Here is a 26,364-nt window from a genome sequence, read left to right as displayed (position 1 = left end):
CACAGCTTTTTTGTTTGCTTATATATTCTCTTTTATCACACTATAACAATAACTGATGAAGGTATAGCCTTGTTTAATATACATTTCCTTGGCAGTATCTTCACCGTCTGCGATTAAAATCAAAGGTTTATGCTTGGCATAATTTGCGACAAATCCCTGCATAGCACGTCCGATTCCTTGTCCACGCATTTCTTTGATCACACCGAAACTATCGATTTCAATCGTTTCTTCTGATTCAATCATATCTAATGTGCCGACTGGTTGATTATCTTTATAAGCAATCACCCGCTTCACATTCGTTGCGCCGTCAAATTGCTGCCTTAAAGTTTTAACCACTTCGTCTGCGTAGTCTTTACCGTAATCCAGTGAAAAATAACGACAGATTTTCAAATAATCATCCAAATGATAAATATCGACAAAACGGATATCTAAACCATCTGGAATGTCACCTGCAAGCTCATGTGCTTCGATCGCATACATTTCTAACAACACAACATCAAAATTCTCTCGTTCAAAATATGTACTAAACGTGGAATCTAAAGGTGTATTTTCTGGAAAAGTAAATGCCAAATGGCGGCTCTCTTGTTTGAGATGTGCGTGTGTTTGTGTTTTGACATCTTCTAACCAAGTTTCAAACGTCGGCATGTCATGATATACCCATTTATTCGTATAATACGTTAAAGGTTCTTGTGGTGTTAAATAAATCGTCTTTTGTTCATCTTCATAAGCAATCGTTCCAGGTTGATCAATTAATCGCATGGATAGCGGCCCCATCTTTATCCCTCTTTCTGCTACCTCAGAAACGAATCAATTGTTTAAAGCGTGTGTGATTCAATAATGCTGCACCGATTAAGCATGCGATAATCGCTTTAATAATATCCCCCGGCATAAAGACAAATGATAAAAAGAATGCTTTTGATAATGGCATATGAGTAATCACGCCCATAATTAATGTGCCGATAATGTCTAATAATAAGACACCGGCAATTAATGTAGGTAAAAATAAACGACCGAAATTGATTCGTTCTATAGATTTATCGCGCGCATACCCAATTAAGAAAGCGACGACTGGATATAAGAATAAGAAACCTGCTGATGGACCAGCAAAAACTCCTATACCGCCACGACCGCCTGATAATACAGGTAAACCGCACGCTGCTAAAATTAAAAATACAATTACGCTTAATGTACCATACTTTTTGTCTAAAAGAATACCTGCTAGAAAAATACCGACATTCTGCAAGACAATCGGTACTGGCATGAATGGAAGCGGAATAGGTGGAATCAGACCAAGCAATGCGATAATAGCTGTCATAATCGCAGTAAATGTGATATGTTTTGTTGTCATAATATAACCTCCTCAAAATCTTACATGGAAGATTATATCACATATGTTAACTTTAATTTACGATAAGTTAACATTTATTTGTATAATTTTACACGTCTAGACACGAACCTTTGCGGCAAGGTTTGTCATGTAGTCAAAGAATGCATCTCTGTGCACATCATCGACTAATCTGATTGTACGGCCGCCCTCTTGAACACGTTTAGTTCGTCCTTGACTCGGTCCTTTTGTAATCACTTCTGTTTGTACTTCTTCAACATGTACTAACTCATGTTTTCCGACAGAAGCTGTTGTTAAGACATCCCATAAGAAATACGTAGAGTTCGTCACAAAATGCGTTAATGGCGGAACTGCAGCATAACAAACACCTAAGAAATCTACACCTAAAATATCACGTTGATCTGCCCACATTTGTCTGACATCAATTGTTAACGGCACTTTATTTGTACTTTCTAACGCAACCATATCAATCGCAATATCTGTATCAAAAACCGTTGCGACTGCTTCTGGATCCCAAAAGGCATTCCATTCTGCAGTTCCATCATGTTCAGGTTCTTCAACATTGCCTTTGGTTAAGAATGTTCCCCCCATCCATACTAAGCGTTCAATTTTTTCTGTAATATGCGGAGCAACCTCTAATGCTTTAGCCAAATCTGTTAGAGGACCAGTAAATAACAAGGTTACTGGTTTCTTACTCGCTTCTAATTTTTCTATTATATCTTCATATGCTTCAAGTTCTGATTGCGATGCTCGTTGTTCAGTACGTGATTCATTCAATACTGGTAATGCATCTACAAAAAAGGCATGCATACGCCATTCTTTAGGAAATGGATTCTTCCCTCTTTGTGATGATACGGCAACTTTTAAATCTCTATCTGAAAAGCGGTTAATGATTTTAATAGACGCACTCACTGCGGGTTCTACATAACTGTCAGCACCAATTGCGCTGACACCGATTAATTCAACATCTTCCATCTGTAGTAATAAAAAGAGAGACACTAAATCATCTACACCGCCATCGTGGTTGAAATATATTTGTTTCATGTTCTACCTCCAAAATTTATGTATATTACTTATTAAATTGAAATTCACAACAAATGTAAAGTAAGCATTTAACCAGAAATTTAATTGTATGATGTCTAGCTTTTCTCGTAAAACAAATGCAGACCGCTAAAAACTACCAACTTTCTATTCCGAGTGATACACTAAACTTAACAAGGCAACAAACGTCAGGAGGAATGACATTGTTAGAATCAGGATTAATTCATACAGAGATTCAACGTAAATGGTTAACAAAATTACAATCAGTCAAAGACGAATTTCAAGCACATGCAGCATACAATGATGCGCATAGCCGCTTCCCTCACGAGAATATTGATTGGCTCGTTAAAGAAGGTTATACCTTATTAACCTTGCCGAAAGCTTATGGCGGTGAAGGTGCGACAATTGAAGATATGGTTATCATCCAAAGTTATTTAGGTTCTATTGATGGTGCCACAGCTTTATCTATCGGTTGGCATTTAAGTACTGCAGGACAAATATTTGAAGAACAAAAATGGGAGCCTCACCTACTCGATCAATTAGCACAAGCTATTCAAGAAGGTGCGTTGATTAATAGAGCGGTGAGTGAAGCGGATACTGGAAGTCCGACACGTGGCGGCAAACCTTCAACACACGCTAAACGCTCAGGTTCAGAATATGTTTTAAACGGCGTTAAAACTTTTACTTCAATGTTGCCAGCTTTAACCCATTTCTTAGTCAGCGGCTACAATGAAGCCACAGACCAATTCGGTTTCTTCTTAGTTGAAAAAGAAACGCCTGGAGTGTCTGTTGCTGAAACTTGGAATGTGGTCGGCATGCGTGCGACGGAAAGTCATGACCTGGTATTAGAAGATGTGCATATACCACAAGAAAACTTTGTAGAAGTTGCGGGCGGTTCAAAAGGACCGAACGGTTGGATTCTGCATATCCCAAGTGTGTATTTAGGTATTGCACAAGCTGCGGCAGATTATGCGAAAGACTTCGCCAAAACACATCAGCCAAATAGTATTGATTACCCTATCGGACATCTTCCGACTGTCCAACAATCAATCGGTGAAATGGAGTCGTTGTTACTTTCAGCACGTGCTTTTTTATGGTCTACAGCCCGTACGTATCATGAAGCCCCTGATGCACCTGTTTGGAATGAAACTTCCGCAAGTAAAATTTTAGTAATGAATCAAGGTTTGAAAGTCATCGATTTAGCAATGCGCATTGTCGGTGCGAAAAGTTTAGAAATGGATCGCCCGCTTCAACGCTATTATCGTGACATGCGTGCTGGTCTGCATAATCCGCCAATGGAAGATGCAGCTTACACAAATATTGCCAAATCAGAACTCAACTTATTCTAGTGACTTAACACTATGTTCAATAGTCGAACATAGTGTTTTTCATTTTAAACAAATAATAAATGTTGATTTATTTAGAAATTTATATTGTGCTTTCTGCCAATACCCTTTATAATTTTGAATAACGCTAAACGATAATCGTTTTCAATTAGGAGGAAGATATAAAGATGAAAAAATTACTCATCCCACTGATTGTGTTAGTCCTTGTGCTTGCAGCATGCGGTAAACAATCCAGTGATCAAAAAGATTCAAAAAAAGAAACACGTTCATATACAATGGATAACGGTAAGAAAGTAGATATTCCAAAAGAACCTAAACGTATTGCGGTTGTTGCACCTACATACGCTGGCGGTGTAAAAAAATTAGGCGGTAACGTTGTAGCAGTCAACAGCCAAGTCGATGACAGCCCTATCTTAAAAGAAAAATTCAAAGGTGTTGAAAAAATCGGCGCCACTGGCAGCGAAGATGTTGAAAAAGTAATCAAACAAAAACCAGATTTAATCATTGTTTATTCAACAGATAAAAACATCAAGAAATATCAAAAAGCAGCTCCTACTGTAGTTTTCGACTACGCAAAACATAAGTACTTAGATCAACAAATTGAACTAGGTAAATTGTTAGGTAAAGAAGACGAAGCTAAAAAATGGACAGAGGATTGGAAAAAAGAAACTAAAAAAGATGGTAAAGAGATTCAAGATAAAATCGGTAAAGATTCAACAATCTCATTATTAGATGAATTCGATAAAAAACTTTATACGTACGGTCCAAACTGGGGTCGTGGCGGTGAAGTGATTTATCAAGCATTCGGCTTACAAATGCCAGAAAAACAAAAAGAACTAGTTAAAAAAGATGGTTGGGCAGAAATCAAACAAGAGAAAATCCCTGAATATGCAGGCGACTATATTGTATCAACACGTGCCGGCAAAGCTGAACCATCTTATACTCAAACAAACCTTTGGAAAAACCTTCCAGCAGTTAAAGAAGGACATGTCATCAAAGTAGATGCGAAAACATACTGGTTCAACGACCCTTACACATTAGAATTCATGCGTAAAGATTTAAAAGAAAAACTCGAACAAGCAGCATCTAAATAATATGAAAAAACGGCTTACACAGTAAACAGGTTGTGTAAGCCGTTTTCTTTATATATTATTTATTTTCAGTTTCGCTTTCAACAGGCATCACATTTGGTTTACCTGCCATCAACATCAACCATGTTGCGACGATGAACGGTAATGTGAATACTGGCAAGCCGAATGGTTTTAACCAAGTCACTAAACCAGCATGTACAACCACTGTGATAAAAATACCAAATAACATACTTAAATATTTGTTAAATACTGAAGTTTCTTTAAAGGTAACACCTAAAGCCAATATTACTAAGATAACATTATAGCCATATAATCCTGTATTTATATCATCATGGTTCGCCCCAAATAACATTACCACAAAAACACCGATAATATTTGCGACGACTGAGAAGATACCTGCACGTTTAGAAGCAATAAAGATACCAATCAGTATCAATAAGCCCCCTACTGTACTTTTCACCAAGAAAATTTCACTAAAGCCATCTAAGAAAGTCATCACACCGTTAATCGCGTGATGTGAAAATGTAATCTCACGTACCGTAGAAGGTAAAATATTAACCCCAGCATTGACGTGTTCGAATTGGAAGGACATAAATAAAAACATCCAACTGATAAACACATACGGCATGGTCAACATCGGCAAGTCAAAACGCGATAATAAATGACGAAATGCGGCACCAAGCGGTAATGTCAATACAACCGCAAGTGCTGTCATACCAATACCTTTAATGTCTGGCACTAAGAATATGGTTAAAGCCACACCTGTCAGCACAGGATTAAAACCAGCCAGCCCCTCTTTGATTTCTTCTTTGGAATAATTTGTATAAGGTGCTAATACATAAGCAATCAAACTAGAAAGCAATGCTGCTAGCCCTACTTTCCAATTTGCTACAAATAAACCTGCTAAAATGAATAGCCCTGTCCAAGCATTATTTAACAATAATACTTGTGAGATATTCTTTAATACAACGTCGACTAATTGACGCATCGATCCTTCACCTGATTTCTCAAAATTTATAAACAGTTATAATTTTAACAAAATAGGATTGTGAATAAAACCTATTGCTCTCTATTTATAATTTTTTAGATTAAAATACAACGTTTGTTTGAAAATGTACCAAAAAAGGTAAAACTCCCTTGGGTTAATTAAAGTGTATATTCAAGCCTTAACTTGTTAATTTGCAATTATATTTGGCACCACATATATATATTTCTTGTATATCGATAAGTCGAGTCTTACAATGGATTAGTATTATTTAACATATATGAAAGAAGGGATTACTTTGCATTTTACTCAACGTGAACAAGATAAATTGATGTTGGTTATTGCGAATGACGTTGCACGCAGACGTCAAAAACGCGGTTTAAAATTAAACTATCCTGAAGCGGTAGCTATCATCAGTTACGAAATGTTAGAAGGTGCAAGAGATGGTAAGAGCGTTGCCGACCTTATGAGTTACGGCAGACAAATTTTAAATAAGGATGATGTAATGGAAGGTGTAGCAGATATGATCACAGACATCGAAGTTGAAGCTACATTCCCTGACGGCACAAAATTAATTACGATACATCATCCGATTGTTTAAAGGGGGATTATATATTATGAGACCTGGTGAAATTATAGTAAAACGTACTGAAATAGAAATAAATAAAGGTACTGATTCTACTGAAACAGTAATCGTTGTTAAAAATATAGGAGACCGCCCTATTCAAGTCGGTTCTCATTATCATTTTTTTGAAGTAAATGATGGCTTAAAATTTGATAGAGAGAAAGCATATGGTAAACATTTAGATATTCCAGCTGGCGCAGCTGTACGCTTTGAACCTGGGGATGAAAAGAAAGTACAACTTGTGGAATATAACGGTAATCGTCGTATTTACGGATTCCGAGGAATGGTTAATGGACCGATTGATGAAGATCGTGTCTTCCGTGTAGACGATGATCATCCGAACGCTGGTATTAAAGACGACGAAGGAATGAAAAATGCGAATAAAGAAAGTGGGTATGATCGATGAGCTTTAAAATGACACAATCTCAATATACAAGTTTATATGGTCCGACTGTCGGCGATTCTATTCGATTAGCTGATACAAACTTGTTTGCACGAGTAGAAAAAGACTATGCGTCATATGGGGATGAAGCTACTTTCGGCGGCGGTAAATCTGTGCGTGATGGTATGGCTCAAAACCCTAACGTAACACGTGATGACCGTAATGTTGCAGATACTGTTATTACAAACGCAGTTATTATTGATTACGATAAAGTATACAAAGCAGATATCGGAATTAAAAACGGCTATATCATGAGATATGGTAAAGCTGGTAACCCTGATATTATGGACAACGTTAATATCATTATCGGTGCAAACACTGATATCATTTCAGCTGAAGGTAAGATCGTAACAGCTGGCGGTATTGATACACACGTACACTTTATTAACCCTGAACAATCATGGGTTGCGCTTGAAAGTGGTGTTACAACACATATCGGCGGCGGTACTGGTGCTTCTGAAGGTTCTAAAGCCACTACGGTTGCTCCGGGTCCATGGCATATGCACCGTATGTTAGAAGCAGCGGAAGCTTTACCAGTCAACGTTGGTTTCACTGGTAAAGGACAAGCACACAACCACACAGCATTAATTGAACAAATCCACGCTGGCGCAATCGGCTTGAAAGTCCATGAGGACTGGGGAGCAACACCATCTGCGCTAAGTCATGCATTAGATGTAGCTGATGATTATGATGTTCAAATCGCATTACATGCAGATACGTTGAATGAAGCGGGCTTCATGGAAGATACGATGAAAGCAATCAAAGACCGTGTCATTCATATGTACCACACTGAAGGTGCTGGTGGCGGACATGCGCCTGACTTAATCAAATCAGCAAGCTATCCTAATGTCCTTCCATCATCTACTAACCCAACACTACCTTACACAACAAATACAATTGATGAGCACTTAGATATGGTTATGATTACACACCACTTGAACGCTTCTATTCCTGAAGACGTAGCATTCGCTGATTCACGTATCCGTAAAGAAACAATTGCAGCGGAAGACGTGTTACAAGATATGGGTGTATTCAGTATGGTCAGCTCTGACTCACAAGCAATGGGTCGTGTCGGTGAAGTTATCACACGTACATGGCAAGTCGCACACCGTATGAAAGAACAACGCGGTTATTTAGATGGCGACTCAGAATACAATGACAACAACCGTATCAAACGTTATATCGCAAAATACACAATCAACCCTGCGATTACACACGGTATCTCTGAATATGTCGGTTCAATTGAACCTGGCAAACTTGCGGATATTGTAATTTGGGAACCTGCATTCTTTGGTGTAAAACCTGATGTTGTCTTAAAAGGCGGAATGATCAGTACAGCAATCAACGGTGATGCAAATGGTTCTATCCCAATCTCAGAACCTCTTAAATTCCGTAAAATGTACGGTCAACTTGGCGGTAACATGACAGGTACAAACATGACATTCGTATCAAACATTGCTTATATGAATGATATTCAACGTCAATTGAACTTGCATCGTTTAATCCGTCCAGTTAAAAATATCCGTAACCTACGTAAAACAGATATGAAAAACAATACAGCAACACCAAAATTAGACGTAGATCCACAAACGTATGAAGTGTTTGTAGATGGCGAAAAAATCACAAGCGAACCTGCTAAAGAGTTGCCATTAACACAACGTTACTTCTTATTCTAGGAGGCAAGCTTTCATGATAGTAGAAGAAATTCTTGGCAATATCGCCAATTTATCACCTGAAGAAAAACAAAAGCACACTGAAAAAGTGTATCTAGAAAACTCTGATTTAGTTAAACGCATCCAACGTGTCAAAACTGACCACGGTAATGAAATCGGAATCCGCTTAAAAAACCCTGTAGACTTGCAGTATGGCGACATCTTATATGAAGATGACAACAACCGTATCGTGGTTGATGTCAATTCTGAAGATATTTTGGTTATCAAACCACGTTCACTGCAAGAAATGGGAGATATTGCCCATCAGCTTGGTAACCGTCATTTACCTGCACAATTCACAGAAAATGAAATGTTGGTACAATACGATTATTTAGTTGAAGATTTATTAAAATCATTAGGCATCCCCCACTTACGTGAGGATCGCAAAGTAAACAAAGCCTTCCGTCATATAGGACATTCACATGATTGATCATGCGTCTTTACGCTTGTTTCAATTTTGCGATTCGCAATTCCCTACAGGTGCTTTCAGCCATTCATTCGGATTAGAAACTTATATCCAAAGAGGGACTGTTCATGATGAACAGTCCTTCCAAGAATGGTTGAAACTGTTTTTAAGTGAACAACTCACATATGCGGATGGATTAGCGATGCGCTTCGTTTACGAAGCACTGAATCAGAATGATGAAAAAAGAGTGTTAGAATTAGATCGTTTATTATTTGTTCAAAATATGCCGAGAGAAACACGTGTCGGTACCAAACAAATGGGAACACGTATGGTGAAACTAGCTGATGAACTTTACGATAGTGAATGGATTCATTGGTATCACGAACAATATCAAGCAAAACAAGCGAAATTGCATCCAGCAATCTGCTTTACAATGCTTGGTCATTATCTCGGTGTCGATATTGAAATGATTATCGATTATTATTTATATCAAAACGTTTCATCTTTAACTCAAAATGCGGTCAGAGCCATTCCATTAGGACAAACTGCAGGTCAACGTATTGTGACGCAGATGATTCCTTTTATGAAACAAACACGCGACCATATTTTTGAGCTTAAAGCATCTGAATTCGGCATCACTGCACCAGGACTTGAAATCAATCAAATGGAACATGAAAAAGTGAATGTACGAATCTTTATTTCTTAGGAGGCAAGATTTATGACTCAACCTATTAAAATCGGAGTCGGCGGCCCTGTAGGCGCAGGTAAAACCGAACTTGTAGAAAAAGTAGTAAAACATCTTTCTAAAGAATTAAGCATCGGTGTTATTACAAATGATATTTATACAAAAGAAGACGAAAAAATCTTAGTAAATTCTGGCGTACTTCCTGCAGATCGTATCATCGGAGTTGAAACTGGCGGTTGCCCTCATACAGCAATTCGTGAAGATGCTTCAATGAACTTTGCGGCAATTGATGAATTAGTTGAACGTCATGAAGATATTGAATTGATTTTCGTAGAATCAGGCGGCGACAACTTAGCTGCGACATTCAGTCCAGAACTTGTAGATTTCTCAATTTATATTATCGACGTTGCACAAGGTGAAAAAATCCCACGTAAAGGCGGCCAAGGTATGATTAAATCTGATTTCTTCATCATCAACAAAACAGATTTAGCACCTTATGTCGGCGCATCTTTAGACCAAATGGCTGAAGATACACGTACTTTCCGTGGTGATCGTCCATTCACATTCACAAACCTTAAAACAGAAGAAGGTTTAGACAATGTGATTAACTGGATTGAACGTGATGTGCTGCTTAAAGGACTAGAGTAATGTCTGAAGAAAAGCAATGGACAGGACAGTTAGATATCACCGTCTTTAATGACGGTGAACGTTCTGTAGCACGCGATATCTTTTTTGAACAAGCATTAAAAGTGATTCGCCCTATTTATTTAAATGGCTCAAATATCCCGACATTCTATATTGTTAATGTCGGCGGCGGCTATTTAGATGGAGACCGTTATCGCTTAAATGTTAAAGTAAAAGAAAATGCGGCAACGACACTCACATCGCAAGGTGCAACAAAAATCTACAAAACATTGAAAGATCATGTTGAACAGTACCAAACGTTCACGATTGAAGATAACGCTTATATGGAATATGTAGGCGATCCGATTATAGCTTATAAAGATGCAAAGTTTTATCAGCATAATCAATATCATCTGGCTAAAACCGGCGCAATGTTTTATACCGATATCTTAACGCCTGGTTATTCTCCAGATGAAGCGCACTTTACGTATGACTATCTTCACCTGCTTAATGAAATTTTCGTTGACGGTGAATTAGTCGTCTATGATAACTTGTTGTTGGATCCAAATAAAAATCGTGTAGATGCTTTAGGTTATATGGAAGGTTATTCTCATCTAGGGTCTTGTTATTTCATTCATCCAGATGCGAATAAAGAAACAGTTGAAGAACTTTATGAGATTATGGCACCTTATGCGAAACAAGAAGACTGCAGAATCGGTATTACTGAACTTGCGACACATGGTATCAGTATCCGTATTCTTGCACATCAAACTGATTTAATTTTAGATATTCTAAATGACGTGCAACAACAACTTGTCAGAAAACATTATGACAGAGATGTAGATTTCTTAAGAAAATATTAATAACAATCAAGTTATACACCTGATTGCAAACTAAAGGACGGTTATTCATTCTTTGATAACCGTCCTTTTTACATACATAATTTTATAAGTTACTGTTTATTCCAAAATGCTTTAAGCGCTTGTGCTTCTTCATGTCCTTGTTGGCGTGCAGCTTCAGCTACTTCTTTACGTAATGCACCATTCATTGTATTATAATCATATTTTTCCAGAATGCTCATTACAGTGCTATCTGGTTTGACTGTATACACACTTTGACCTCGTTCTTGCATATGGTCCACTAAATCAGATAATGCATAAGGTGTTTTCACTGGTAAATTCGCAGCTAATACCACAACTTTATCCGCTTCACTGACATCTGGATTATCCATAGAATAAGAACCGCCATCATAATAGTGTTTATCATGCAGCTGAATCGTTGGATAAGCTCCTTGGAATGCGCCACTCGCCGCAATAGCTTTAACTAAGGATACATCAGAGTTTTCATCAAATACACGACGTTGATTTGTTTCTACTTCTGTCACTACAATTTTGATTTTAGGTGTCCAGCCCGAAACTGCATTGCCTAAGCTGTTTCTGATCATATTGAGTCTTTCTGTTTCAGGCAAATCTACTTTAGGATGCATAGCCATCTGACTCATACCATCAATCCATTCTTCTACAGTACGCGCATTTTTCTCTAATTGATCAAATTGCGCAAAGATATCTGCTAAATCATCATCCGTTAATGGATTTTCACCTTCTCTTTGATAGTTTAGTTGTTCTTCCCATATTGTTTCCCAGTCTGCTTCTGATGCGAGAACTGTGCCCACTTGTGCACCCGCAGATGTTCCGACAAATTCATCGGCATCTCTCAAGTCTAAACCTTTCTCAGCTAAACCTCTTAAATAACCGATTTCCCATGCCATGCCGAATTGACCGCCGGCACCTAAAATTACTGATGTTGTTGCCATATGATTCACTTCCTTCAACTTTTATTATGACATGAATTATTGATCTTTGTTTAAAATCCAGCTTCCTGTCGCAAGATAGATCGCAAATGCACACCATAATGCATAAGGCACCATTAACAAGCCGCTGCGTTTATCTGCTTTATAGAAATTGACTGACGTGACGACAACAGATGCGAATAAAGCATAACTTTCAACCATCGCTGCTCCACGTAGTCTATATTTGAAATACAATACAGACCATAAGAAATTCAAACCAAGTTGTGTATAGTGTGAAATCGGTACAGATTTATCTTTACTTGCGTTACGTGCAATCATATATGCGATACCCATCGCAAGATACAAACCTGACCAGACAATGGGATACGTAATACCTGGCGGTGAAAACGGCGGGTTCTTTTCTTTTTGATAAACTTGACGTGCATTGTTTGTCGCATATTTTGCTACCAAAGTGCCCCCTGCTGTCGGCGTTATTAAATGTACAATATCTCTCAGAACTTTGAATGGTTGTTTCAAACTATCCCTTCCTTCTGTTTCATATAATTATTTTCTTTACTTTATGTATCTACCCTTTAGAAAAAGTATTAAATATCATCGTTGTATGTTTATGTTATTATCTGCGTGATGCTGCATAACAACAGGCTTTTTTGGGAATATCAATATAGAACATCTTATATGTATGAGGTGAATTTATATGGCAGAATCTAAAGCGTATCGTTCTAAGATGATGTCTAAAATCAAAGGCACAGGCGGCAAAGCTGAAACACAACTTGCTAAAGCTTTATGGCACCAAGGTGTCCGTTATTTTAAGAATTATAAGAAGTTACCCGGCACTCCAGATATCGCTATCACTAAATATAACGTAATGGTATTTGTAGATGGGGAATTCTGGCATGGTTATGATTGGGAAAATGTTAAACAAAAAAGAATCCACACGAACCGTTCATATTGGATACCGAAATTAGAACGCAATATGGAAAGAGATCAAGAAGTGAATCAGAAATTAGAAGAAATGGGTTATACTGTCTTACGTTTTTGGGAGAAACATGAAGTGTTTAAGGACATGGATGCTTGTGTCCAACAAGTGTTAGATGCGATTGAACAAAATAAACAAAAATAAAAAAGTGAGCTATCTCAATGAATAACTCACTTTTTTATTACTAATTTTTTGTGCCTGTTGAAATAATCTTAAATTCCCCAACTTCTCCTATGATTAAAATACTTTGCTGACCGCTTTACAAAGAGCCTCGATTTCCTTTCTTTGCTCTGGATCAACTACTAAAATCACGGTTCTTTCATCATGTTTATTTCTTTTTTTAGTTAAGAGTTTACGCTCTTTAAGCTTTTGAATCGCTTTAGAAATAAAATATGGTTTTAAGTTGGAAAGTTGAATGATTTCTTTTACATTGAACTCTGTACGTTCTTTTTCACTGCTGTGAATGTAGTTTAAAATAAAGAGTTCTTCAAAAGTGATTTGAAACTCACTTTTAATTGTAGCACTGACCTCTCTTACTTTTTGTGCTACAGTGACGAATTTTGATAAATCATTAATTATGTTTTTATTGTTCATAGTGAAATTCACTCCTTCTTGATGTTTTTCGAAGATGTTTAGTGAATTGTTCTGATAATTTCAAGCAAGCCCCTACATAAACTAATTTTATTACAACTCTCATTAAATAACAATCTATTTTTGTTCCTAAAATAATCAAAATAGTAAACGTCATAATGTTGAAATCAGTCATCACGAATGTAAAGTTTTCACTAAGGTTAATTGGGTTAATAGGATGACTGTCTATTCAAAAAATCAAAAGCAATAAAAGTAGTAATAAATGAATATTGGGGAATACAATTAATCAATGTCATAATGAATGTGTATCACATATACAAACAAGGAGGATGAAAGGATGAAACAAGATTATATCCGTGTCAAAGGTGCGACACAGAATAATTTAAAATCCATCGATGTAGACATTCCGAAACATTTCATAACTGTATTTACAGGCCGTTCTGGTTCAGGAAAGTCTTCACTCGTTTTTAATACACTCGCAGCTGAATCAGAGCACCTTTTAAACGAAACTTATTCAAGTTACATACAGTTTCATCTTAATCAACAACCTAGACCTAGCGTCGATCACATAGACCATCTGCCTGTTGCGATGACAATCAGCCAACAACGTTATAACGGCAACTCTCGCTCAACAGTCGGCACAATTTCAGACATATACGCATCTGTGCGTTTATTATGGTCACGTATCGGCACACCTTTTGTAGGTTATTCTGATGTTTTTTCATTCAACAGCCCATCAGGCATGTGCAAAGAATGTGAAGGTTTAGGTTACATTGAATCAATTAATTTAGATGAATTGTTAGATTGGGATAAGTCATTAAATGAAGGTGCCATCGACTTCCCTTCTTTCGGTCCGGATAAAGAAAGAGGAAAAGCATATCGCGACAGCGGTTTGTTTGATAATGACAAAAAGTTAAAAGACTTTACCAAAGAAGAACTTGATTTATTTTTATATCAACAGCCGACAAAGCTTAAAAATCCACCGAAAGAATGGAGAAAAACTGCGAAATATGTGGGATTGATTCCGCGTTTCAGCCGTATCTTTTTAGGCGATAAAACTTTTGCGAAAAAACGTTATGCACGCCATTTAAAACACGTCGTTACCACTAAAACATGTCCTGTTTGTGAAGGACAAAGACTAAATCAAAAGGTATTAAGTTGTAAAATCAATGGCTATAATATTTCTGATTTTACTAAAATGACAATTAAAGAGAACTTGGCTTTTTTAGATCAATTGAATCAACCAACTGCAGAATTTATTATTGCGCCGCTTCGAAAACAACTTGAAGCCCTAGATTTCATAGGATTAAGCTATCTAACACTCGACCGTGTCACAACAACACTTTCTGGTGGAGAAGCACAACGTCTTAAATTAATCCGTCATTTAAATAGTCCTTTATCTGATTTAGTTTATATTATTGATGAACCCAGTGTTGGTTTGCATCCTGAAGATATACAAAAAATCAATATTATTTTACAATCACTTAAAGAAAAAGGCAATACTGTTTTAATTGTTGAACATGATCCTGATGTTATTAAAGAAGCGGATTATGTCATTGATATGGGACCAGGTTCTGGTAAGAATGGTGGAGAAATTACATTTGAAGGAGATTATCCAGCATTATTAGAATCTGATACAGCGACAGGTCATGCGTTAAGAAAACCACATCACCTTAAAAATGACGTGCGTCAACCTGCAGGATATTTCCATCTCGGACCAATTACAGAAAATAATTTAAAAGATGTCACGGTTGATTTACCTAAACAAGTCATGACGGTTATGACAGGTGTCGCAGGTTCTGGTAAAAGTACTTTGGTCAAAAAAGGATTTGAAGATAATGAACACACTATCTTTGTTGATCAAAAAGCAGTTCAAGGTTCAAGCCGTTCTAATCTACTGACTTATTTAGGTGTCTTTGATCAAGTACGAAAATTCTTCAGCCAACAAACCGGATTAAGCAAAGCGATGTTCAGCTATAATTCTAAAGGTGCATGCCCCAATTGCGGCGGTAAAGGTTATATTAAAACTGAACTAGCCTTTATGGCTGATTTTTCTCAGACTTGTGAAGTGTGTCATGGTAAACGCTATAAACCTGAAGTATTAGAAGCAACAGTTAACGGTTATAATATTGCGGATGTTTTAAACTTAACTGTAGATGAAGGTTTAGAATTCTTTAAAGGGCATCAAGAAATTGAAGATGCATTAGAGTCATTAAGCCAAACTGGATTAAATTATATGGCACTCGGTCAACCGCTAGACACCTTATCTGGCGGTGAGATTCAGCGCGTTAAATTAAGTCAGCATTTAGTCGAACCGACAACTGATTATGTTTATATCTTTGATGAGCCGACAACAGGTTTACATGAAGAAGACATTCCTCTACTATTGAAACGCTTCAATGATTTAATTGAAGCTGGGAATACAGTGATTCTGATTGAACATAACTTATCCATGATGTGTGAAGCGGATTGGCTCATTGATGTCGGACCAGGTCCAGGTTTAGAAGGAGGACAAATCTTATTCAGCGGCTTGCCTAAAGACTTCCTACAAACAGATACCTTAACTGCCAAACATTTAAAACGTTATACTCAAGCATAATAAAAAGGCTCAACCACAGTTTTGTGATTGAGCCTTATTCATATATACACTGATTATTTATTATTTTTTACTGCAAATTGTATCAGCTGAAGATAATGCAGCTAATTTCAATAAGTCAGTTGCGTGTTTAGCGCCTTCTTTACCATGACCTGCTTCGTAGTGTTTGTAAGCTGCAACACCTAAAACACCTACTGCTAATAATGAAGCAACATTTGTCATTTTTTTGTTGCCGAAGCTTAGTAAATAGATTAAACCACTTGCTGCTTCTAAAGTACCTGCAACTGTTACCCATTTAGAATCAAGGCCGAACACATTTGCGAAAGTATCTTTCATACCTGCGTCACCTTTTAATTTTGGCTCTGAAGCCTGTAATAATTCCTTAGCGATTTTAATATTGTTTAAATAACGTAATAACATAATACAATCTCCTTTATTTATTATTAAAATATTCCTCTACAATAGGTTTTACCCTTTCTCCGTATAATTTAATTGCATGCATTACACGGTCATGTGGCATAGACCCTACTGGCAGGTGAATCATGAAACGATTCAAGTTCAATTCTTCGATTACTTTAATCATTTTCTTTGCGACTGTTTCCGGACTTCCTACAAACATTGCACCTTCATCGCTGATTTCACGTTGGAAATGCGCTTGATCGTATGGCGGCCAATTACGTTCTCTGGCGATGATATCATGTGCGACTTTAGTCGGCGCGTAAAACTCACGTTGTGCCGCTTCATCAGTCTCTGCGATATAACCCCAAGAATGTACTGCAACCGGCATATCTTCTGCGCGATAACCTCTGTTTTCAGCAACTGCACGATACACTGCAATATTACGTTTGAAACGTCTAGGATTACCACCGATAATCGCGTAGGTAATCGGTAAACCGAACTCTGCAGCTCTCATAGAAGACTCTGGTGTGCCTCCTGTTGCGAGCCAAATTGGAATTTCCTCTTGCACTGCTCTAGGATATACACCTAAGTTGTTAATTGCTGGACGCAAACCGCCTTCCCATTTAACAATCTCATGTTGATTGATACGTTTCAATAATTCCAACTTCTCAATAAACAATTGATCGTAATCATCAAGGTTGTAACCGAATAATGGGAAAGATTCGATAAACGAACCGCGCCCTACCATAATTTCAGCACGTCCGTTAGATACTGCATCCAATGTCGCAAAACGTTCATAGACACGTACTGGATCATCTGATGATAAAACCGTTACTGCCGATGAAAGTTTAATACGTTTCGTTGTTGTCGCTGCTGCCGCAAGTACAGTCACAGGATCTGAAACTGCATAATCTGAACGATGATGTTCACCTAATCCATATACATCCAGCCCTACTTCATCAGCAAGTTGGATTTCTTCTACGATGTTTCTAATACGTTCTGCTGCTGTTAATTTTTCTTGAATGCCGTTTTCTGTATAAATATCAGTGTTGTCTGCAAAGGATGTCATTCCAATTTCGAGTTTCACTTTTTTCACCTCTTTAGGTATAATTTTTATACTTAAATAATACATCTGTTCTTTCCTTAAGTCAATACTTTCAACTCGAGCTGAACAAAGAGATAAAAACTTCCATTTAATGAAGAAAAGCCTAACTTTACATAAAGTTAATAGTTAACATCCACCTATTGTATTTAATTAGATGACTATCTATTCGACAGAATTTTAAAAATAAATCTCCGTCATATTAACTACAAAGCAACATTTATTCATTAGAAATTATGTTTCAAAGTTTTCTGTTATATTACAAGACTGTAATATGAAAAGCCTTTACAAATAATTAAAAATGTTAAAAATGCGATAACATCAACATTCTAAGACTATAGTCCTACTTTCATGCTTATTACATCCAAATACATAATTATTAGAACTAAATTACAAAACGATAACAAACCACACAAGTGCAATTTTTTTTGGTAGAGTAAGTCTTGTCGTTAAGAGAACGAAACAAACAAAACAAATTATGAAATTTAGTAAATGTTAATCCAGTCACGAGACTTAAAAAATAATTTAGCTTATTATCTTTAGGAGGATATTTTATCATGAATAAAATCGCTACTACTACAATCGCTACAGCAGGTTTAGGAATCGCTGCTTTAACTTTATCTAATCACGATGCAGACGCTGCACAAAATAACGGATACAACTCAAACGATCCTTATTCTTACAGCTACTCATATACAATTGATCAAGATGGTAACTACCACTACACTTGGGAAGGTAACTGGAACAAATCTAATCAATTCAATAACTACTATGGTACTTACGCTCAATACAATAACAACAACACAGCTAACAATAACTATACAAACTACACTAGCTACAATACACAAGCAACTGCTCCACGTACTGGCGGTTTAGGTGCTTCATACTTAACATCAGACAACAACGTTAAAGTAACAACTACTTCAGCACCAAAAACAAGCACTAACACATTCGCTAACCGTTCATCATCAGGTGCTAACTTATACACTGTAGGTCAATGTACTTACTACGTATTCGACAAAGTTGGCGGTAAAATCGGTTCAACTTGGGGCAACGCTAATAACTGGGCTAACGCAGCAGCAGCTTCAGGTTACACTGTAAACAACAACCCATCAGCTGGCGCAATCTTACAAACTAGCCAAGGTGCTTTCGGTCACGTTGCATACGTTGAAAGTGTAAACAGCGACGGTTCAGTAAACGTTTCAGAAATGAACTACGGTCAAGGTCCTGGCGTTGTAACTACACGTACAATCTCAGCTAGCCAAGCAGGCGGATACAACTACATCCACTAATTAATAAATTTACGATATAAGCCAACTGATCAGCTACAATCAGTTGGTTTTTTTATACCCTTTTTTTATTTCTATTGCTTATCCTGCCACTAACTTATACGCATAACAAAGAAGCCGGCGACTTAGGAATTTACACCTAAGCCTGCCGGCTTTTCTATCTATTTACTACGTTATAACCAATATGCGATCATAATCCAGAATGCGAAAGCTAACACATATAATAATGGGAAGCTTTCTGATACGGGTCGTTTAAGTTGTCTATAAAGAACATAGCCTCCTAAACCTATGGCCATACCGGCTGTTAGGACAATACGTACCACAAACATTTCTACTGTGGCATTAATCCCAAGCTGAGGACTCGTAGTCATAACCTCAATAAGAGATAAGATTAATATCATTACTGTATAAACAACAGTATCTTTTGTTTTGTTAGTTTGGGATAATGTCCAAAATATTAATAGCCCGAAGATAGACGTCATTAACATTTCATGTGCTAAAAATTCCGACATAGAAGAATCAACTCTATATTGCAAAATCGCTACAAAATACAATATAAAGCTGATTACTAAATAGATAATAGAAGGATATTTTACAGTTAAATTATCTAAATTGAAGTATCGATGAATTCCTAGACACAATAGTAATATCGCTACAAGTATTACTACATATAGCATGGAATCACCTCATTCATGTATATTTAATAACCGTTTTAGTACACAACTAAACCTAATAAATATTATTTTTTTAATGATAATGATTGGAATTGCAATTAATCCTTCTTAGATAACTATAATTGTTCCACCATTAGTATGTTATACCCTGGATTCACGCGTTTAATGTGTAAAATCTGAAAAATTGTAAAAAGTCAAAGAAAAACTGCCTCACTTTAAAAAGCGAGACAGTTCATCTTTAACCGTGCTGTGTATAATGTGTTGTGTCTGGTGATTTCACCTTTTTCACTGACCAGCCAGTAAAGGCGTAGAATATAGCGAAAATCACACATAAATAACATGGTACCGTCCAAATAAAGTAAGAATAGACGTTTACACCTAATTGTTGCGTATAATAAATTCCTGATGTGCCCCAAGGGATCAATGGAATAATCATCGTACCTGAGTCTTCAAGTGTACGTGATAAGTTTGTACGAGACAGCTTCATCTCGTCATACATATCATATAACAACATACCTACTACGATAATCACAACAGATGCTACTCCTGCTGCTAATACCATAATCAAACCAGATATTACTGTAACTAAAATTAATGTACCTGGTGAAGTGACTTTATCTTTAATTGTGTTCAACATCACTGTTAAACAACCTGATTTTTCGACAATACCCGCAAACGCATAGCCGCAGAAGATTGTCACAATGACTTGCGTCATACTCATCATGCCGCCTTGCTCAAGCAAAGTCGTCGCTTTATCATTTAAATTGACTTGATGGACAATCATATCTGGTTTAAAACCGTCAAACGCAGCTTTAAAACCATCTGTAAAATTAAAGCCATGATTCAGTGCGCCGACAAAGATCGCTGCCACACATGAAACTAACATAGCCGGTACGGTTGAGAAGCGGAATAATAAACATGCGATGATAACAATCGCTGGAATCCATACACTGAAATTAATATGATATACATTTTCGAGTTGACGTAATAATGCATTGATTTGGCTTTTATCCGCACTCGATTTATGATTTAATCCCGCAAAGAACCAAACTATCATACCGATAATCGACGCAGGAATCGTCGTCCATAACATCGCTTTAATATGGGCAAAAATGTTCACGTTCGTGACCATTGCCGCTAAGTTTGTTGTATCAGAGAGTGGTGATAACTTATCACCGAAAACTGCACCTGCAATAATTGCACCTGCAGCCATACCCGCATCAATATGTAATTGATGTGCAATCGCAATTAACGCGATTCCTGCTGTTGATGCAGAACCCCAAGCGGTTCCAGTGGCCATAGACGTTATCGCTGAAATTAAAAACGCAGAGACCAAGAAATAACTTGGATTCAACAATTTTAATCCATAATAAATCAGAGCAGGTACGGTTCCAGAATACATCCATGTCCCAACTACAATCCCTACGCATAAAATAATATAAATCGTAGGCATCGCTGTACTCAGCCGCTGTGTAATCCCCTCTTCTAAATCTTTCCAACGTAATCCTACACGCCAGGCAATTACTGACGCATAAGCCGCTGAAAGAATTAATAATGGTTGTACTGGAATTCCAAATACCACAAATCCAACAATAACTAATAACATCATCACAACGATGGTTGAAATGGATTCAAGTAATGTCGGCATTCTCTTCATAATATGTCCCCCTTTATTTAATTGTTAATCTAATCCAACTTTATCTCTGCCTAACTCGTCGATTGTCAGACCCTCTTCAAAGAAATCACGTTCTAAAATTGTAGAAGCTATGACGATAATCGCATCAATATTCGGCGTTTCTACCCCAATTTCACGCCCTAAGCTAGACCATAAGACTAAACCGAATGCAATATCTTCAGTTAAATAACGATTCTTCACGTGATTTGGCCCTGGAATTTGTGAGAAAACAGGACTTTCGTTAAACAGACGATTTAACGGTTCATCTTCACGATCTCTTTCTAAATAACCACGTTGAATACGTGCTTCTTTTGCTGTTTGCAGTTCGAATCCTAAACGACGGCCAAGTGACAGACGCTCAAGCTCTACCGCATGCAGTAAACGAACCGTATGTTTAGTAATCCCTTCTTTATATAATGAGAAGTCTCCAGAGTAATCAATACGTCCAACGTTTAATAAAGTAGGTCCTGGGTGCACTTCTGGGTTACCATTTTCTAAGTTTGTTTTCCATAAGTTTTCTTCTTTAATAATTTGAGGATAAATCTTTTCAACAATTTCAAAGTCTTCACTTAAATGTTCTTGAATATAAGAAGTGAAATAGACTTTACGTACATTTAAAGATAGATCAACAATACCCTCTTCAAAGTCAACACGCGTACCATACGTTAATGTGTTTGCTTCACAAAAACGTGGGCATACATCGATATATTCATCTTCTAATATGTTAAGGAATCGTGCTGAACCCATAGCAGCTGCCATGTTGAAGAATATAATTTGTTCATCCTTAACGAACGGCGCCATAATACGTGCATAATATTCAATAAATGTTGATGGAATAATCATTTGAATAATTTCTGCATCTTGTATAACCTCTTCGATGTCATCGCTGACTTGTGTAAATTTCACAAAGCTTTCTTCACCTTCATTATTGAAGTGGAAACCGCCTTGTTCAATCGCTTTATCGAACTTTTCGATAGAAGCGTTACGGCAATACAATTTGACATCGTGGCCCTTGCTTGTCATATCAACGGCTGCTGTGACAGCACCGTTACCTGAACCAATAATTGCTATTTTCATGCTTCATACCTTCTTTCTTTGTTTAGTCATGATTATGAGAGACCGTACAATAGCTTTATTGCTAGAAATAAAGTGATGTACGGTCTCTCGAAGTGTGAAAATATTATTTATTCTATTTAACCGTCTTAAAGAAAAATAAAACAGAAAACTTGTGAGACTTGTGTATGCTAGAACACGCACAGTTACAGCTTTCTGCGACCATCAAATAGTGTATTATAGTTATCGTAACATGATTAGACAAATAATAAAATAAAAATTTGTTAGCTACTTATTAACAATAACGTCTATATATTTCATACCCTACTTCTCTTTATTTATTGTTATTGTTAGGTGTCCAAAATGGTAAAAAATATTGAAGTTTTTCCGATTGTGTTTCATTTAAACTCAATTATTGCTATATTTAAAGTAATCTTAAATATCGGAGGAGCGCTATGACTAAGGAACATTCACCTGAACAAGTCACCGAGCACACTGAAGTCTATCAACAATTTCCAACAGAAGATGCACGTTTATTCGCGTGTTTAATTTATATACTCAGCTTTTTTACAACTATTATCGGACCCTTAATTATTTGGTTAACCAAAGGCAGTGAATCTTATTTTGTAAATAAGACAGCTAAAAACTATTTTAATTTCGTTATTTCTTATACGATATGGACGATTGTAGCATTAGTTTTATGCATCGTATTAATTGGTATGATAATATTACCGGTTCTCGGTATATTGAGCATTGTATTCTCAGTCATAGCGGCTGTCAAAGCATATAATGGCGAGGAATACCTAATCCCGCTATCTATCCGCTTCTTCAACTAATCACACACAACCACAGCGTTGTGTGTTTTTTTGATGCTTTTTTCATAAACACATTCATTGTTTCTCTGTGTGTAATTTGAGAAAATAGACAGTGCTGAATTAAGAAGAAGGAGGCGTGTGTATGCGCTGGTTTAAAGTCATTTTAGCTGGCTTAGTAGAAATTATTTGGGTCAATTGTATTAAAAATGCAGATTCAGTGCTCAGTTGGGGACTGACTTTAATTATGATTGCGATCAGTTTCGCATTAGTAATCAATGCTTGTAAATCATTGCCTGTGGGAACGGCTTATGCGATTTTCGTAGGTATCGGTACAGTGGGCACCATTATTTTAGATATGGTGGTCTATGGCGACCCCTTTAGCTTTACCAAACTCTTTTTCATCATCTTATTATTGATTGGTATTCTTGGACTGAAACTATCAACAGATGAAACAGAAAGCGAGGGCTCACACTGATGGCATGGTTATATTTATTTATCGCAGGCTGTTTTGAAATTCTTGGCGTGATTCTTTTAAATGAATTGAATCGAACAGGCAAGAAATTTTATATTGTGTTATTAGGTATCGCCTTTATCTTCAGTTTCAGTATTTTATCACTCGCTATGAATTCCATCCCGATGGGAACGGCTTATGCGATTTGGACAGGTATTGGAACTGGCGGCGGTGCAATTATCAGTATGATATTTTATAATGAATCCAAAAATATCTGGCGTATTCTTTGTATCGGCTTAATTGTCGTTTCTTCTGTTGGGTTAAAACTCATTTCATAGTCATGCATACGCTTACGGTGTATTCATTGTTTCTCCTTCTTCCTTTTAATATAATTGATATATAAACTAAGAAAGGGAGTGTTTTGTATGGCTAAGGTCTATATTGCAGGCCCTATCCCACAAGTAGGACTTGATATTCTAGAAAAGAATAATATCGAAGTCGATATGTACGATGGTCCAGGAGTTGTGGATCAAGAAACATTAAAAAATGGCGTGAAAGATGCGGATGCATTAATCAGTATTTTATCTACAAACGTAGATAAAGACGTCATCGCAGCAGGCGAAAACTTAAAAGTGATCGCAAACTACGGTGCCGGCTTTAATAATGTAGATATTGAATATGCTGAATCTAAAGGCATCTATGTGACAAACACACCTGGCGTTTCAACACGCTCAACAGCAGAATTAACATTTGCGTTAGTTCTTGCAGTGGCACGTCGTATTGCTGAAGGTGATCAGTTATCACGTACGAAAGGATTCGATGGTTGGGCACCATTATTCTTCAGAGGACGTGAAGTATCAGGTAAAACTATCGGTATCTTCGGTTTAGGTAATATCGGTTATGCAGTCGCTAAACGTGCGAAAGCATTCGATATGGATATCCTTTATACAGGTCCACATCGTAAAGAAGATAAAGAAAAAGAATTAGGTGCGAAATACGTTGATTTTGACACATTATTAAAAGAATCAGACTTTATCACAATCAACGCTGCTTACAAACCAGAATTGCACCACTTGTTCGATACAGAACAATTCAAACAAATGAAACCGACAGCTTATTTAGTTAATGCTGCGCGTGGTCCGATTGTAAACGAACAAGCACTTGCTGATGCATTGAAAGACAAAGTCATCGAAGGTGCAGCGTTAGACGTTTATGAATTCGAACCGAAAATCACTGAAGACTTGAAATCACTAGATAATGTCGTGATTACGCCGCATATCGGTAACGCTACATTTGAAGCACGTGACGGTATGGCTGAAATTGTCGCAAATAACACAGTAGATGTCTTAAAAGACAACAAAGCACCACAATATGTTGTAAATAACGTTAAATAAGATATTTACACTTAAGTAAAATGAGGCCTGGGAAAATATCCCAGACCTCATTTTTTTATTTCTTTATTTTATCGTTTTAAACGATGTTGGTTGTTTATACAGATTTCGTTTTGTATAAGAATTTCGCTTGATTTGAAATCAATTTAGACGGTGTGCGTTTCAACACAAAGTTGCGCAAGCCAATCATCAAGCCATTTTGATATTGTGCTTTTTTACCGATACTGCGAGAACGTTTAATCACTTTTGCAGTATGTTTCACACGTAACGCATCATAACGTGCTAAAGCTTCTCTGAAATCATAAGTATTTAAGCAATTTGCTAACACAATCGCATCTTCCATCGCTTGTCCTGCACCTTGTCCCATATTCGGTGTTGTCGCATGAGCTGCATCACCTAGTAATAATGTGCGACCATAGACGAAGGATTGAAGCGGTGTTAAATCGTAAATATTATGGTGTAAAATACCCGTTTCACTTTGTTGGTCTAGAATACGTCTGACCTCATTTGGATAGTTATTGTAATATGCTTGAATATAAGGTTTCGTGAATTCTTTAAATTTAGGATCGTTTTCTTTTGCATTAACCGCAATAAACCAATACGCTTGGTTATTTAACATCGGTACAATCCCTACACGACCTTTAGCACCCCAAAACTCTTTCGCTGTATGCGGATCATTCAAAGTTACATCGTCGACCATTCCTCTGAAGCATGTATAGCCTTGGTAGTTAACAGTGGCTTTAGGGTTTACTTGTCCGCGAATAATTGAATGTACGCCATCTGCACCGATACATAAATCAAAGTAATGTGTATCACCTTGTGCAGTTGTTAAAGTAACTTTCGAACTGTTTTGTACGAGTTTCACGATTTTAGTTCCTGTATGGATTAATTCTTTTGGAACATAAGATGCGATAACATCTAATAAAGCTTGTCTTGGCAGTGTTAAATTAACTGTTCCTTTTTTCATCACTGCTTTATTTAATACATGTCCTTTGTCATCTAAAATTTCCATTTCTTTGATGACTTGTCCTGCATTTTTAATTCCTTTTGCCATATCATGATTGCCGAGTTTGTCTAATACATTACCACCGATGCCGATACCTGCACCGATTTCTTTGATTTCATCTTGTTGTTCAAATACATGTATTTCGTGATCTTGTTCATGTAATAAGGCAGCTGCGGTGAGTCCGCCAATGCCGCCGCCGACAATTGCTATTTTCATCTCAATAATCCACCTCTT

Annotated in this window: 29 protein-coding genes; 16 read left to right on the top strand and 13 right to left on the bottom strand. The window is 37.0% G+C overall.

What is annotated here, in order from left to right:
• Nucleotides 1-18: 18 nt before the first annotated feature.
• The 3 genes from HMPREF3270_RS03660 to HMPREF3270_RS03650 all read right to left on the bottom strand — a co-directional run bounded on the left by HMPREF3270_RS03660 (nt 19) and on the right by HMPREF3270_RS03650 (nt 2,389).
• A complete protein-coding gene (locus HMPREF3270_RS03660; protein ID WP_070867170.1) occupies nt 19-774 on the bottom strand; it encodes a GNAT family N-acetyltransferase in 756 nt (251 codons plus the stop codon).
• Nucleotides 775-796: 22 nt separating this feature from the next.
• Entirely contained in the window at nt 797-1,348 is a 552-nt protein-coding gene (locus HMPREF3270_RS03655; RefSeq protein WP_070867169.1) for a biotin transporter BioY, read from the bottom strand.
• Between the two features lie 96 nt (nt 1,349-1,444).
• The gene (locus HMPREF3270_RS03650; protein ID WP_070867168.1) at nt 1,445-2,389 is read right to left on the bottom strand and encodes a nucleoside hydrolase; all 945 of its coding nucleotides are present in this window, start codon (nt 2,387-2,389) and stop codon (nt 1,445-1,447) included.
• Between the two features lie 194 nt (nt 2,390-2,583).
• Between HMPREF3270_RS03650 and HMPREF3270_RS03645 the strand changes: the two genes are divergently transcribed.
• Both HMPREF3270_RS03645 and HMPREF3270_RS03640 read left to right on the top strand, forming a co-directional pair.
• Complete coding sequence (locus HMPREF3270_RS03645; RefSeq protein WP_070847952.1) at nt 2,584-3,735, top strand: acyl-CoA dehydrogenase family protein; 1,152 nt, start codon at nt 2,584-2,586, stop codon at nt 3,733-3,735.
• A gap of 164 nt (nt 3,736-3,899) precedes the next feature.
• Nucleotides 3,900-4,826 carry an iron-hydroxamate ABC transporter substrate-binding protein gene (locus tag HMPREF3270_RS03640; protein ID WP_002479617.1) on the top strand — a complete coding sequence of 309 codons (927 nt, stop codon included), beginning with the start codon at nt 3,900-3,902 and terminating at the stop codon, nt 4,824-4,826.
• A gap of 55 nt (nt 4,827-4,881) precedes the next feature.
• Here HMPREF3270_RS03640 and yut read toward each other — a convergent pair whose 3' ends face one another.
• Entirely contained in the window at nt 4,882-5,811 is a 930-nt protein-coding gene (gene yut / locus HMPREF3270_RS03635; RefSeq protein ID WP_002479618.1) for an urea transporter, read from the bottom strand.
• Between the two features lie 295 nt (nt 5,812-6,106).
• Here yut and HMPREF3270_RS03630 point away from each other — a divergent pair, with 295 nt between their 5' ends.
• Genes HMPREF3270_RS03630 through HMPREF3270_RS03600 form a run of 7 tightly spaced genes read left to right on the top strand, consistent with a single transcriptional unit; the run spans nt 6,107 to nt 11,165 of the window.
• Entirely contained in the window at nt 6,107-6,409 is a 303-nt protein-coding gene (locus HMPREF3270_RS03630; RefSeq protein ID WP_002479619.1) for an urease subunit gamma, read from the top strand.
• Between the two features lie 16 nt (nt 6,410-6,425).
• Nucleotides 6,426-6,839: an urease subunit beta gene (locus HMPREF3270_RS03625; RefSeq protein ID WP_023015003.1), complete on the top strand. Its 414-nt coding sequence runs from the start codon at nt 6,426-6,428 to the stop codon at nt 6,837-6,839.
• Nucleotides 6,836-8,551, top strand: coding sequence for an urease subunit alpha (ureC, locus tag HMPREF3270_RS03620; RefSeq protein ID WP_002479621.1), 1,716 nt, complete (start codon nt 6,836-6,838; stop codon nt 8,549-8,551). Before HMPREF3270_RS03625 ends, ureC begins: the two co-directional genes overlap by 4 nt.
• A gap of 13 nt (nt 8,552-8,564) precedes the next feature.
• Entirely contained in the window at nt 8,565-9,017 is a 453-nt protein-coding gene (gene ureE, locus HMPREF3270_RS03615) for an urease accessory protein UreE (protein ID WP_070847949.1), read from the top strand.
• The gene (locus HMPREF3270_RS03610; protein WP_002479623.1) at nt 9,010-9,699 is read left to right on the top strand and encodes an urease accessory protein UreF; all 690 of its coding nucleotides are present in this window, start codon (nt 9,010-9,012) and stop codon (nt 9,697-9,699) included. Before ureE ends, HMPREF3270_RS03610 begins: the two co-directional genes overlap by 8 nt.
• 12 nt (nt 9,700-9,711) lie before the next feature.
• Nucleotides 9,712-10,326, top strand: coding sequence for an urease accessory protein UreG (gene ureG / locus HMPREF3270_RS03605; RefSeq protein ID WP_002479624.1), 615 nt, complete (start codon nt 9,712-9,714; stop codon nt 10,324-10,326).
• On the top strand, nt 10,326-11,165 hold the full coding sequence (locus HMPREF3270_RS03600; RefSeq protein WP_002479625.1) for an urease accessory protein UreD: 840 nt from the start codon (nt 10,326-10,328) through the stop codon (nt 11,163-11,165). The genes ureG and HMPREF3270_RS03600 overlap by 1 nt, the downstream gene beginning before the upstream one ends.
• Nucleotides 11,166-11,254: 89 nt before the next feature.
• Here the strand turns inward: HMPREF3270_RS03600 and HMPREF3270_RS03595 are convergent, their stop codons facing one another.
• Nucleotides 11,255-12,115 carry a patatin-like phospholipase family protein gene (locus tag HMPREF3270_RS03595; protein ID WP_070847946.1) on the bottom strand — a complete coding sequence of 287 codons (861 nt, stop codon included), beginning with the start codon at nt 12,113-12,115 and terminating at the stop codon, nt 11,255-11,257.
• A gap of 36 nt (nt 12,116-12,151) precedes the next feature.
• Nucleotides 12,152-12,628 carry a TspO/MBR family protein gene (locus HMPREF3270_RS03590; protein WP_070847943.1) on the bottom strand — a complete coding sequence of 159 codons (477 nt, stop codon included), beginning with the start codon at nt 12,626-12,628 and terminating at the stop codon, nt 12,152-12,154.
• 178 nt (nt 12,629-12,806) lie between these two features.
• Between HMPREF3270_RS03590 and HMPREF3270_RS03585 the strand changes: the two genes are divergently transcribed.
• Complete coding sequence (locus HMPREF3270_RS03585; protein ID WP_057509910.1) at nt 12,807-13,232, top strand: very short patch repair endonuclease; 426 nt, start codon at nt 12,807-12,809, stop codon at nt 13,230-13,232.
• Between the two features lie 93 nt (nt 13,233-13,325).
• On the opposite strand, the gene HMPREF3270_RS03580 is transcribed toward HMPREF3270_RS03585, so the two are convergent.
• A complete protein-coding gene (locus HMPREF3270_RS03580) occupies nt 13,326-13,682 on the bottom strand; it encodes a transcriptional regulator, SarA/Rot family (RefSeq protein ID WP_002479629.1) in 357 nt (118 codons plus the stop codon).
• A 334-nt stretch (nt 13,683-14,016) separates the two neighbouring features.
• Between HMPREF3270_RS03580 and HMPREF3270_RS03575 the strand changes: the two genes are divergently transcribed.
• Nucleotides 14,017-16,278: an ATP-binding cassette domain-containing protein gene (locus HMPREF3270_RS03575; RefSeq protein WP_070847940.1), complete on the top strand. Its 2,262-nt coding sequence runs from the start codon at nt 14,017-14,019 to the stop codon at nt 16,276-16,278.
• Between the two features lie 60 nt (nt 16,279-16,338).
• On the opposite strand, the gene HMPREF3270_RS03570 is transcribed toward HMPREF3270_RS03575, so the two are convergent.
• Both HMPREF3270_RS03570 and HMPREF3270_RS03565 read right to left on the bottom strand, forming a co-directional pair.
• On the bottom strand, nt 16,339-16,695 hold the full coding sequence (locus HMPREF3270_RS03570) for a DoxX family protein (RefSeq protein WP_023015013.1): 357 nt from the start codon (nt 16,693-16,695) through the stop codon (nt 16,339-16,341).
• Nucleotides 16,696-16,708: 13 nt separating this feature from the next.
• Nucleotides 16,709-17,761, bottom strand: a complete 1,053-nt coding sequence (locus HMPREF3270_RS03565) for an LLM class flavin-dependent oxidoreductase (protein ID WP_037556060.1) — start codon at nt 17,759-17,761, stop codon at nt 16,709-16,711.
• Nucleotides 17,762-18,333: 572 nt separating this feature from the next.
• On the opposite strand from HMPREF3270_RS03565, the gene HMPREF3270_RS03560 reads away from it, so the two are divergent.
• Nucleotides 18,334-19,068, top strand: coding sequence for a CHAP domain-containing protein (locus HMPREF3270_RS03560; protein WP_070847938.1), 735 nt, complete (start codon nt 18,334-18,336; stop codon nt 19,066-19,068).
• 170 nt (nt 19,069-19,238) lie between these two features.
• On the opposite strand, the gene HMPREF3270_RS03555 is transcribed toward HMPREF3270_RS03560, so the two are convergent.
• The 3 genes from HMPREF3270_RS03555 to HMPREF3270_RS03545 form a co-directional block, all read right to left on the bottom strand.
• Nucleotides 19,239-19,742 (bottom strand): hypothetical protein, encoded by a 504-nt coding sequence (locus HMPREF3270_RS03555; protein WP_002479634.1) that lies wholly within the window; start codon nt 19,740-19,742, stop codon nt 19,239-19,241.
• A gap of 235 nt (nt 19,743-19,977) precedes the next feature.
• Nucleotides 19,978-21,396: a Na+/H+ antiporter NhaC gene (gene nhaC, locus HMPREF3270_RS03550; protein WP_023015017.1), complete on the bottom strand. Its 1,419-nt coding sequence runs from the start codon at nt 21,394-21,396 to the stop codon at nt 19,978-19,980.
• 24 nt (nt 21,397-21,420) lie between these two features.
• Nucleotides 21,421-22,491 (bottom strand): NAD/NADP-dependent octopine/nopaline dehydrogenase family protein, encoded by a 1,071-nt coding sequence (locus tag HMPREF3270_RS03545; RefSeq protein WP_070847935.1) that lies wholly within the window; start codon nt 22,489-22,491, stop codon nt 21,421-21,423.
• Nucleotides 22,492-22,922: 431 nt separating this feature from the next.
• Here HMPREF3270_RS03545 and HMPREF3270_RS03540 point away from each other — a divergent pair, with 431 nt between their 5' ends.
• The 4 genes from HMPREF3270_RS03540 to HMPREF3270_RS03525 all read left to right on the top strand — a co-directional run bounded on the left by HMPREF3270_RS03540 (nt 22,923) and on the right by HMPREF3270_RS03525 (nt 25,127).
• On the top strand, nt 22,923-23,303 hold the full coding sequence (locus HMPREF3270_RS03540) for a DUF4870 domain-containing protein (protein ID WP_023015020.1): 381 nt from the start codon (nt 22,923-22,925) through the stop codon (nt 23,301-23,303).
• 121 nt (nt 23,304-23,424) lie between these two features.
• The gene (locus HMPREF3270_RS03535; protein WP_002479638.1) at nt 23,425-23,757 is read left to right on the top strand and encodes a DMT family transporter; all 333 of its coding nucleotides are present in this window, start codon (nt 23,425-23,427) and stop codon (nt 23,755-23,757) included.
• Nucleotides 23,757-24,071 (top strand): DMT family transporter, encoded by a 315-nt coding sequence (locus tag HMPREF3270_RS03530; protein ID WP_002479639.1) that lies wholly within the window; start codon nt 23,757-23,759, stop codon nt 24,069-24,071. Before HMPREF3270_RS03535 ends, HMPREF3270_RS03530 begins: the two co-directional genes overlap by 1 nt.
• Nucleotides 24,072-24,158: 87 nt before the next feature.
• Nucleotides 24,159-25,127 (top strand): 2-hydroxyacid dehydrogenase family protein, encoded by a 969-nt coding sequence (locus HMPREF3270_RS03525; RefSeq protein WP_002479640.1) that lies wholly within the window; start codon nt 24,159-24,161, stop codon nt 25,125-25,127.
• Nucleotides 25,128-25,221: 94 nt separating this feature from the next.
• Here the strand turns inward: HMPREF3270_RS03525 and HMPREF3270_RS03520 are convergent, their stop codons facing one another.
• Complete coding sequence (locus HMPREF3270_RS03520) at nt 25,222-26,346, bottom strand: FAD-dependent monooxygenase (RefSeq protein WP_057509915.1); 1,125 nt, start codon at nt 26,344-26,346, stop codon at nt 25,222-25,224.
• Nucleotides 26,347-26,364 lie beyond the last annotated feature (18 nt).

Source organism: Staphylococcus sp. HMSC65H10 (genome assembly GCF_001839185.1).
GTDB lineage: Bacteria > Bacillota > Bacilli > Staphylococcales > Staphylococcaceae > Staphylococcus > Staphylococcus simulans.
This window is presented reverse-complemented; position numbering and strand designations above follow the sequence as displayed.

Coding starts and splice junctions, on each gene's coding strand:
- ureE (WP_070847949.1), top strand. CDS start 8,565: ATGATAGTAGAAGAAATTCTTGGCAATATCGCCAATTTATCACCTGAA.
- HMPREF3270_RS03520 (WP_057509915.1), bottom strand. CDS start 26,346: ATGAAAATAGCAATTGTCGGCGGCGGCATTGGCGGACTCACCGCAGCT.
- HMPREF3270_RS03555 (WP_002479634.1), bottom strand. CDS start 19,742: ATGCTATATGTAGTAATACTTGTAGCGATATTACTATTGTGTCTAGGA.
- ureC (WP_002479621.1), top strand. CDS start 6,836: ATGAGCTTTAAAATGACACAATCTCAATATACAAGTTTATATGGTCCG.
- HMPREF3270_RS03640 (WP_002479617.1), top strand. CDS start 3,900: ATGAAAAAATTACTCATCCCACTGATTGTGTTAGTCCTTGTGCTTGCA.
- HMPREF3270_RS03585 (WP_057509910.1), top strand. CDS start 12,807: ATGGCAGAATCTAAAGCGTATCGTTCTAAGATGATGTCTAAAATCAAA.
- yut (WP_002479618.1), bottom strand. CDS start 5,811: ATGCGTCAATTAGTCGACGTTGTATTAAAGAATATCTCACAAGTATTA.
- HMPREF3270_RS03525 (WP_002479640.1), top strand. CDS start 24,159: ATGGCTAAGGTCTATATTGCAGGCCCTATCCCACAAGTAGGACTTGAT.
- HMPREF3270_RS03660 (WP_070867170.1), bottom strand. CDS start 774: ATGGGGCCGCTATCCATGCGATTAATTGATCAACCTGGAACGATTGCT.
- HMPREF3270_RS03575 (WP_070847940.1), top strand. CDS start 14,017: ATGAAACAAGATTATATCCGTGTCAAAGGTGCGACACAGAATAATTTA.
- HMPREF3270_RS03535 (WP_002479638.1), top strand. CDS start 23,425: ATGCGCTGGTTTAAAGTCATTTTAGCTGGCTTAGTAGAAATTATTTGG.
- HMPREF3270_RS03540 (WP_023015020.1), top strand. CDS start 22,923: ATGACTAAGGAACATTCACCTGAACAAGTCACCGAGCACACTGAAGTC.
- HMPREF3270_RS03600 (WP_002479625.1), top strand. CDS start 10,326: ATGTCTGAAGAAAAGCAATGGACAGGACAGTTAGATATCACCGTCTTT.
- HMPREF3270_RS03655 (WP_070867169.1), bottom strand. CDS start 1,348: ATGACAACAAAACATATCACATTTACTGCGATTATGACAGCTATTATC.
- ureG (WP_002479624.1), top strand. CDS start 9,712: ATGACTCAACCTATTAAAATCGGAGTCGGCGGCCCTGTAGGCGCAGGT.
- HMPREF3270_RS03580 (WP_002479629.1), bottom strand. CDS start 13,682: ATGAACAATAAAAACATAATTAATGATTTATCAAAATTCGTCACTGTA.
- HMPREF3270_RS03610 (WP_002479623.1), top strand. CDS start 9,010: ATGATTGATCATGCGTCTTTACGCTTGTTTCAATTTTGCGATTCGCAA.
- HMPREF3270_RS03645 (WP_070847952.1), top strand. CDS start 2,584: ATGACATTGTTAGAATCAGGATTAATTCATACAGAGATTCAACGTAAA.
- HMPREF3270_RS03530 (WP_002479639.1), top strand. CDS start 23,757: ATGGCATGGTTATATTTATTTATCGCAGGCTGTTTTGAAATTCTTGGC.
- HMPREF3270_RS03595 (WP_070847946.1), bottom strand. CDS start 12,115: ATGGCAACAACATCAGTAATTTTAGGTGCCGGCGGTCAATTCGGCATG.
- HMPREF3270_RS03650 (WP_070867168.1), bottom strand. CDS start 2,389: ATGAAACAAATATATTTCAACCACGATGGCGGTGTAGATGATTTAGTG.
- nhaC (WP_023015017.1), bottom strand. CDS start 21,396: ATGAAGAGAATGCCGACATTACTTGAATCCATTTCAACCATCGTTGTG.
- HMPREF3270_RS03560 (WP_070847938.1), top strand. CDS start 18,334: ATGAATAAAATCGCTACTACTACAATCGCTACAGCAGGTTTAGGAATC.
- HMPREF3270_RS03570 (WP_023015013.1), bottom strand. CDS start 16,695: ATGTTATTACGTTATTTAAACAATATTAAAATCGCTAAGGAATTATTA.
- HMPREF3270_RS03545 (WP_070847935.1), bottom strand. CDS start 22,491: ATGAAAATAGCAATTATTGGTTCAGGTAACGGTGCTGTCACAGCAGCC.
- HMPREF3270_RS03625 (WP_023015003.1), top strand. CDS start 6,426: ATGAGACCTGGTGAAATTATAGTAAAACGTACTGAAATAGAAATAAAT.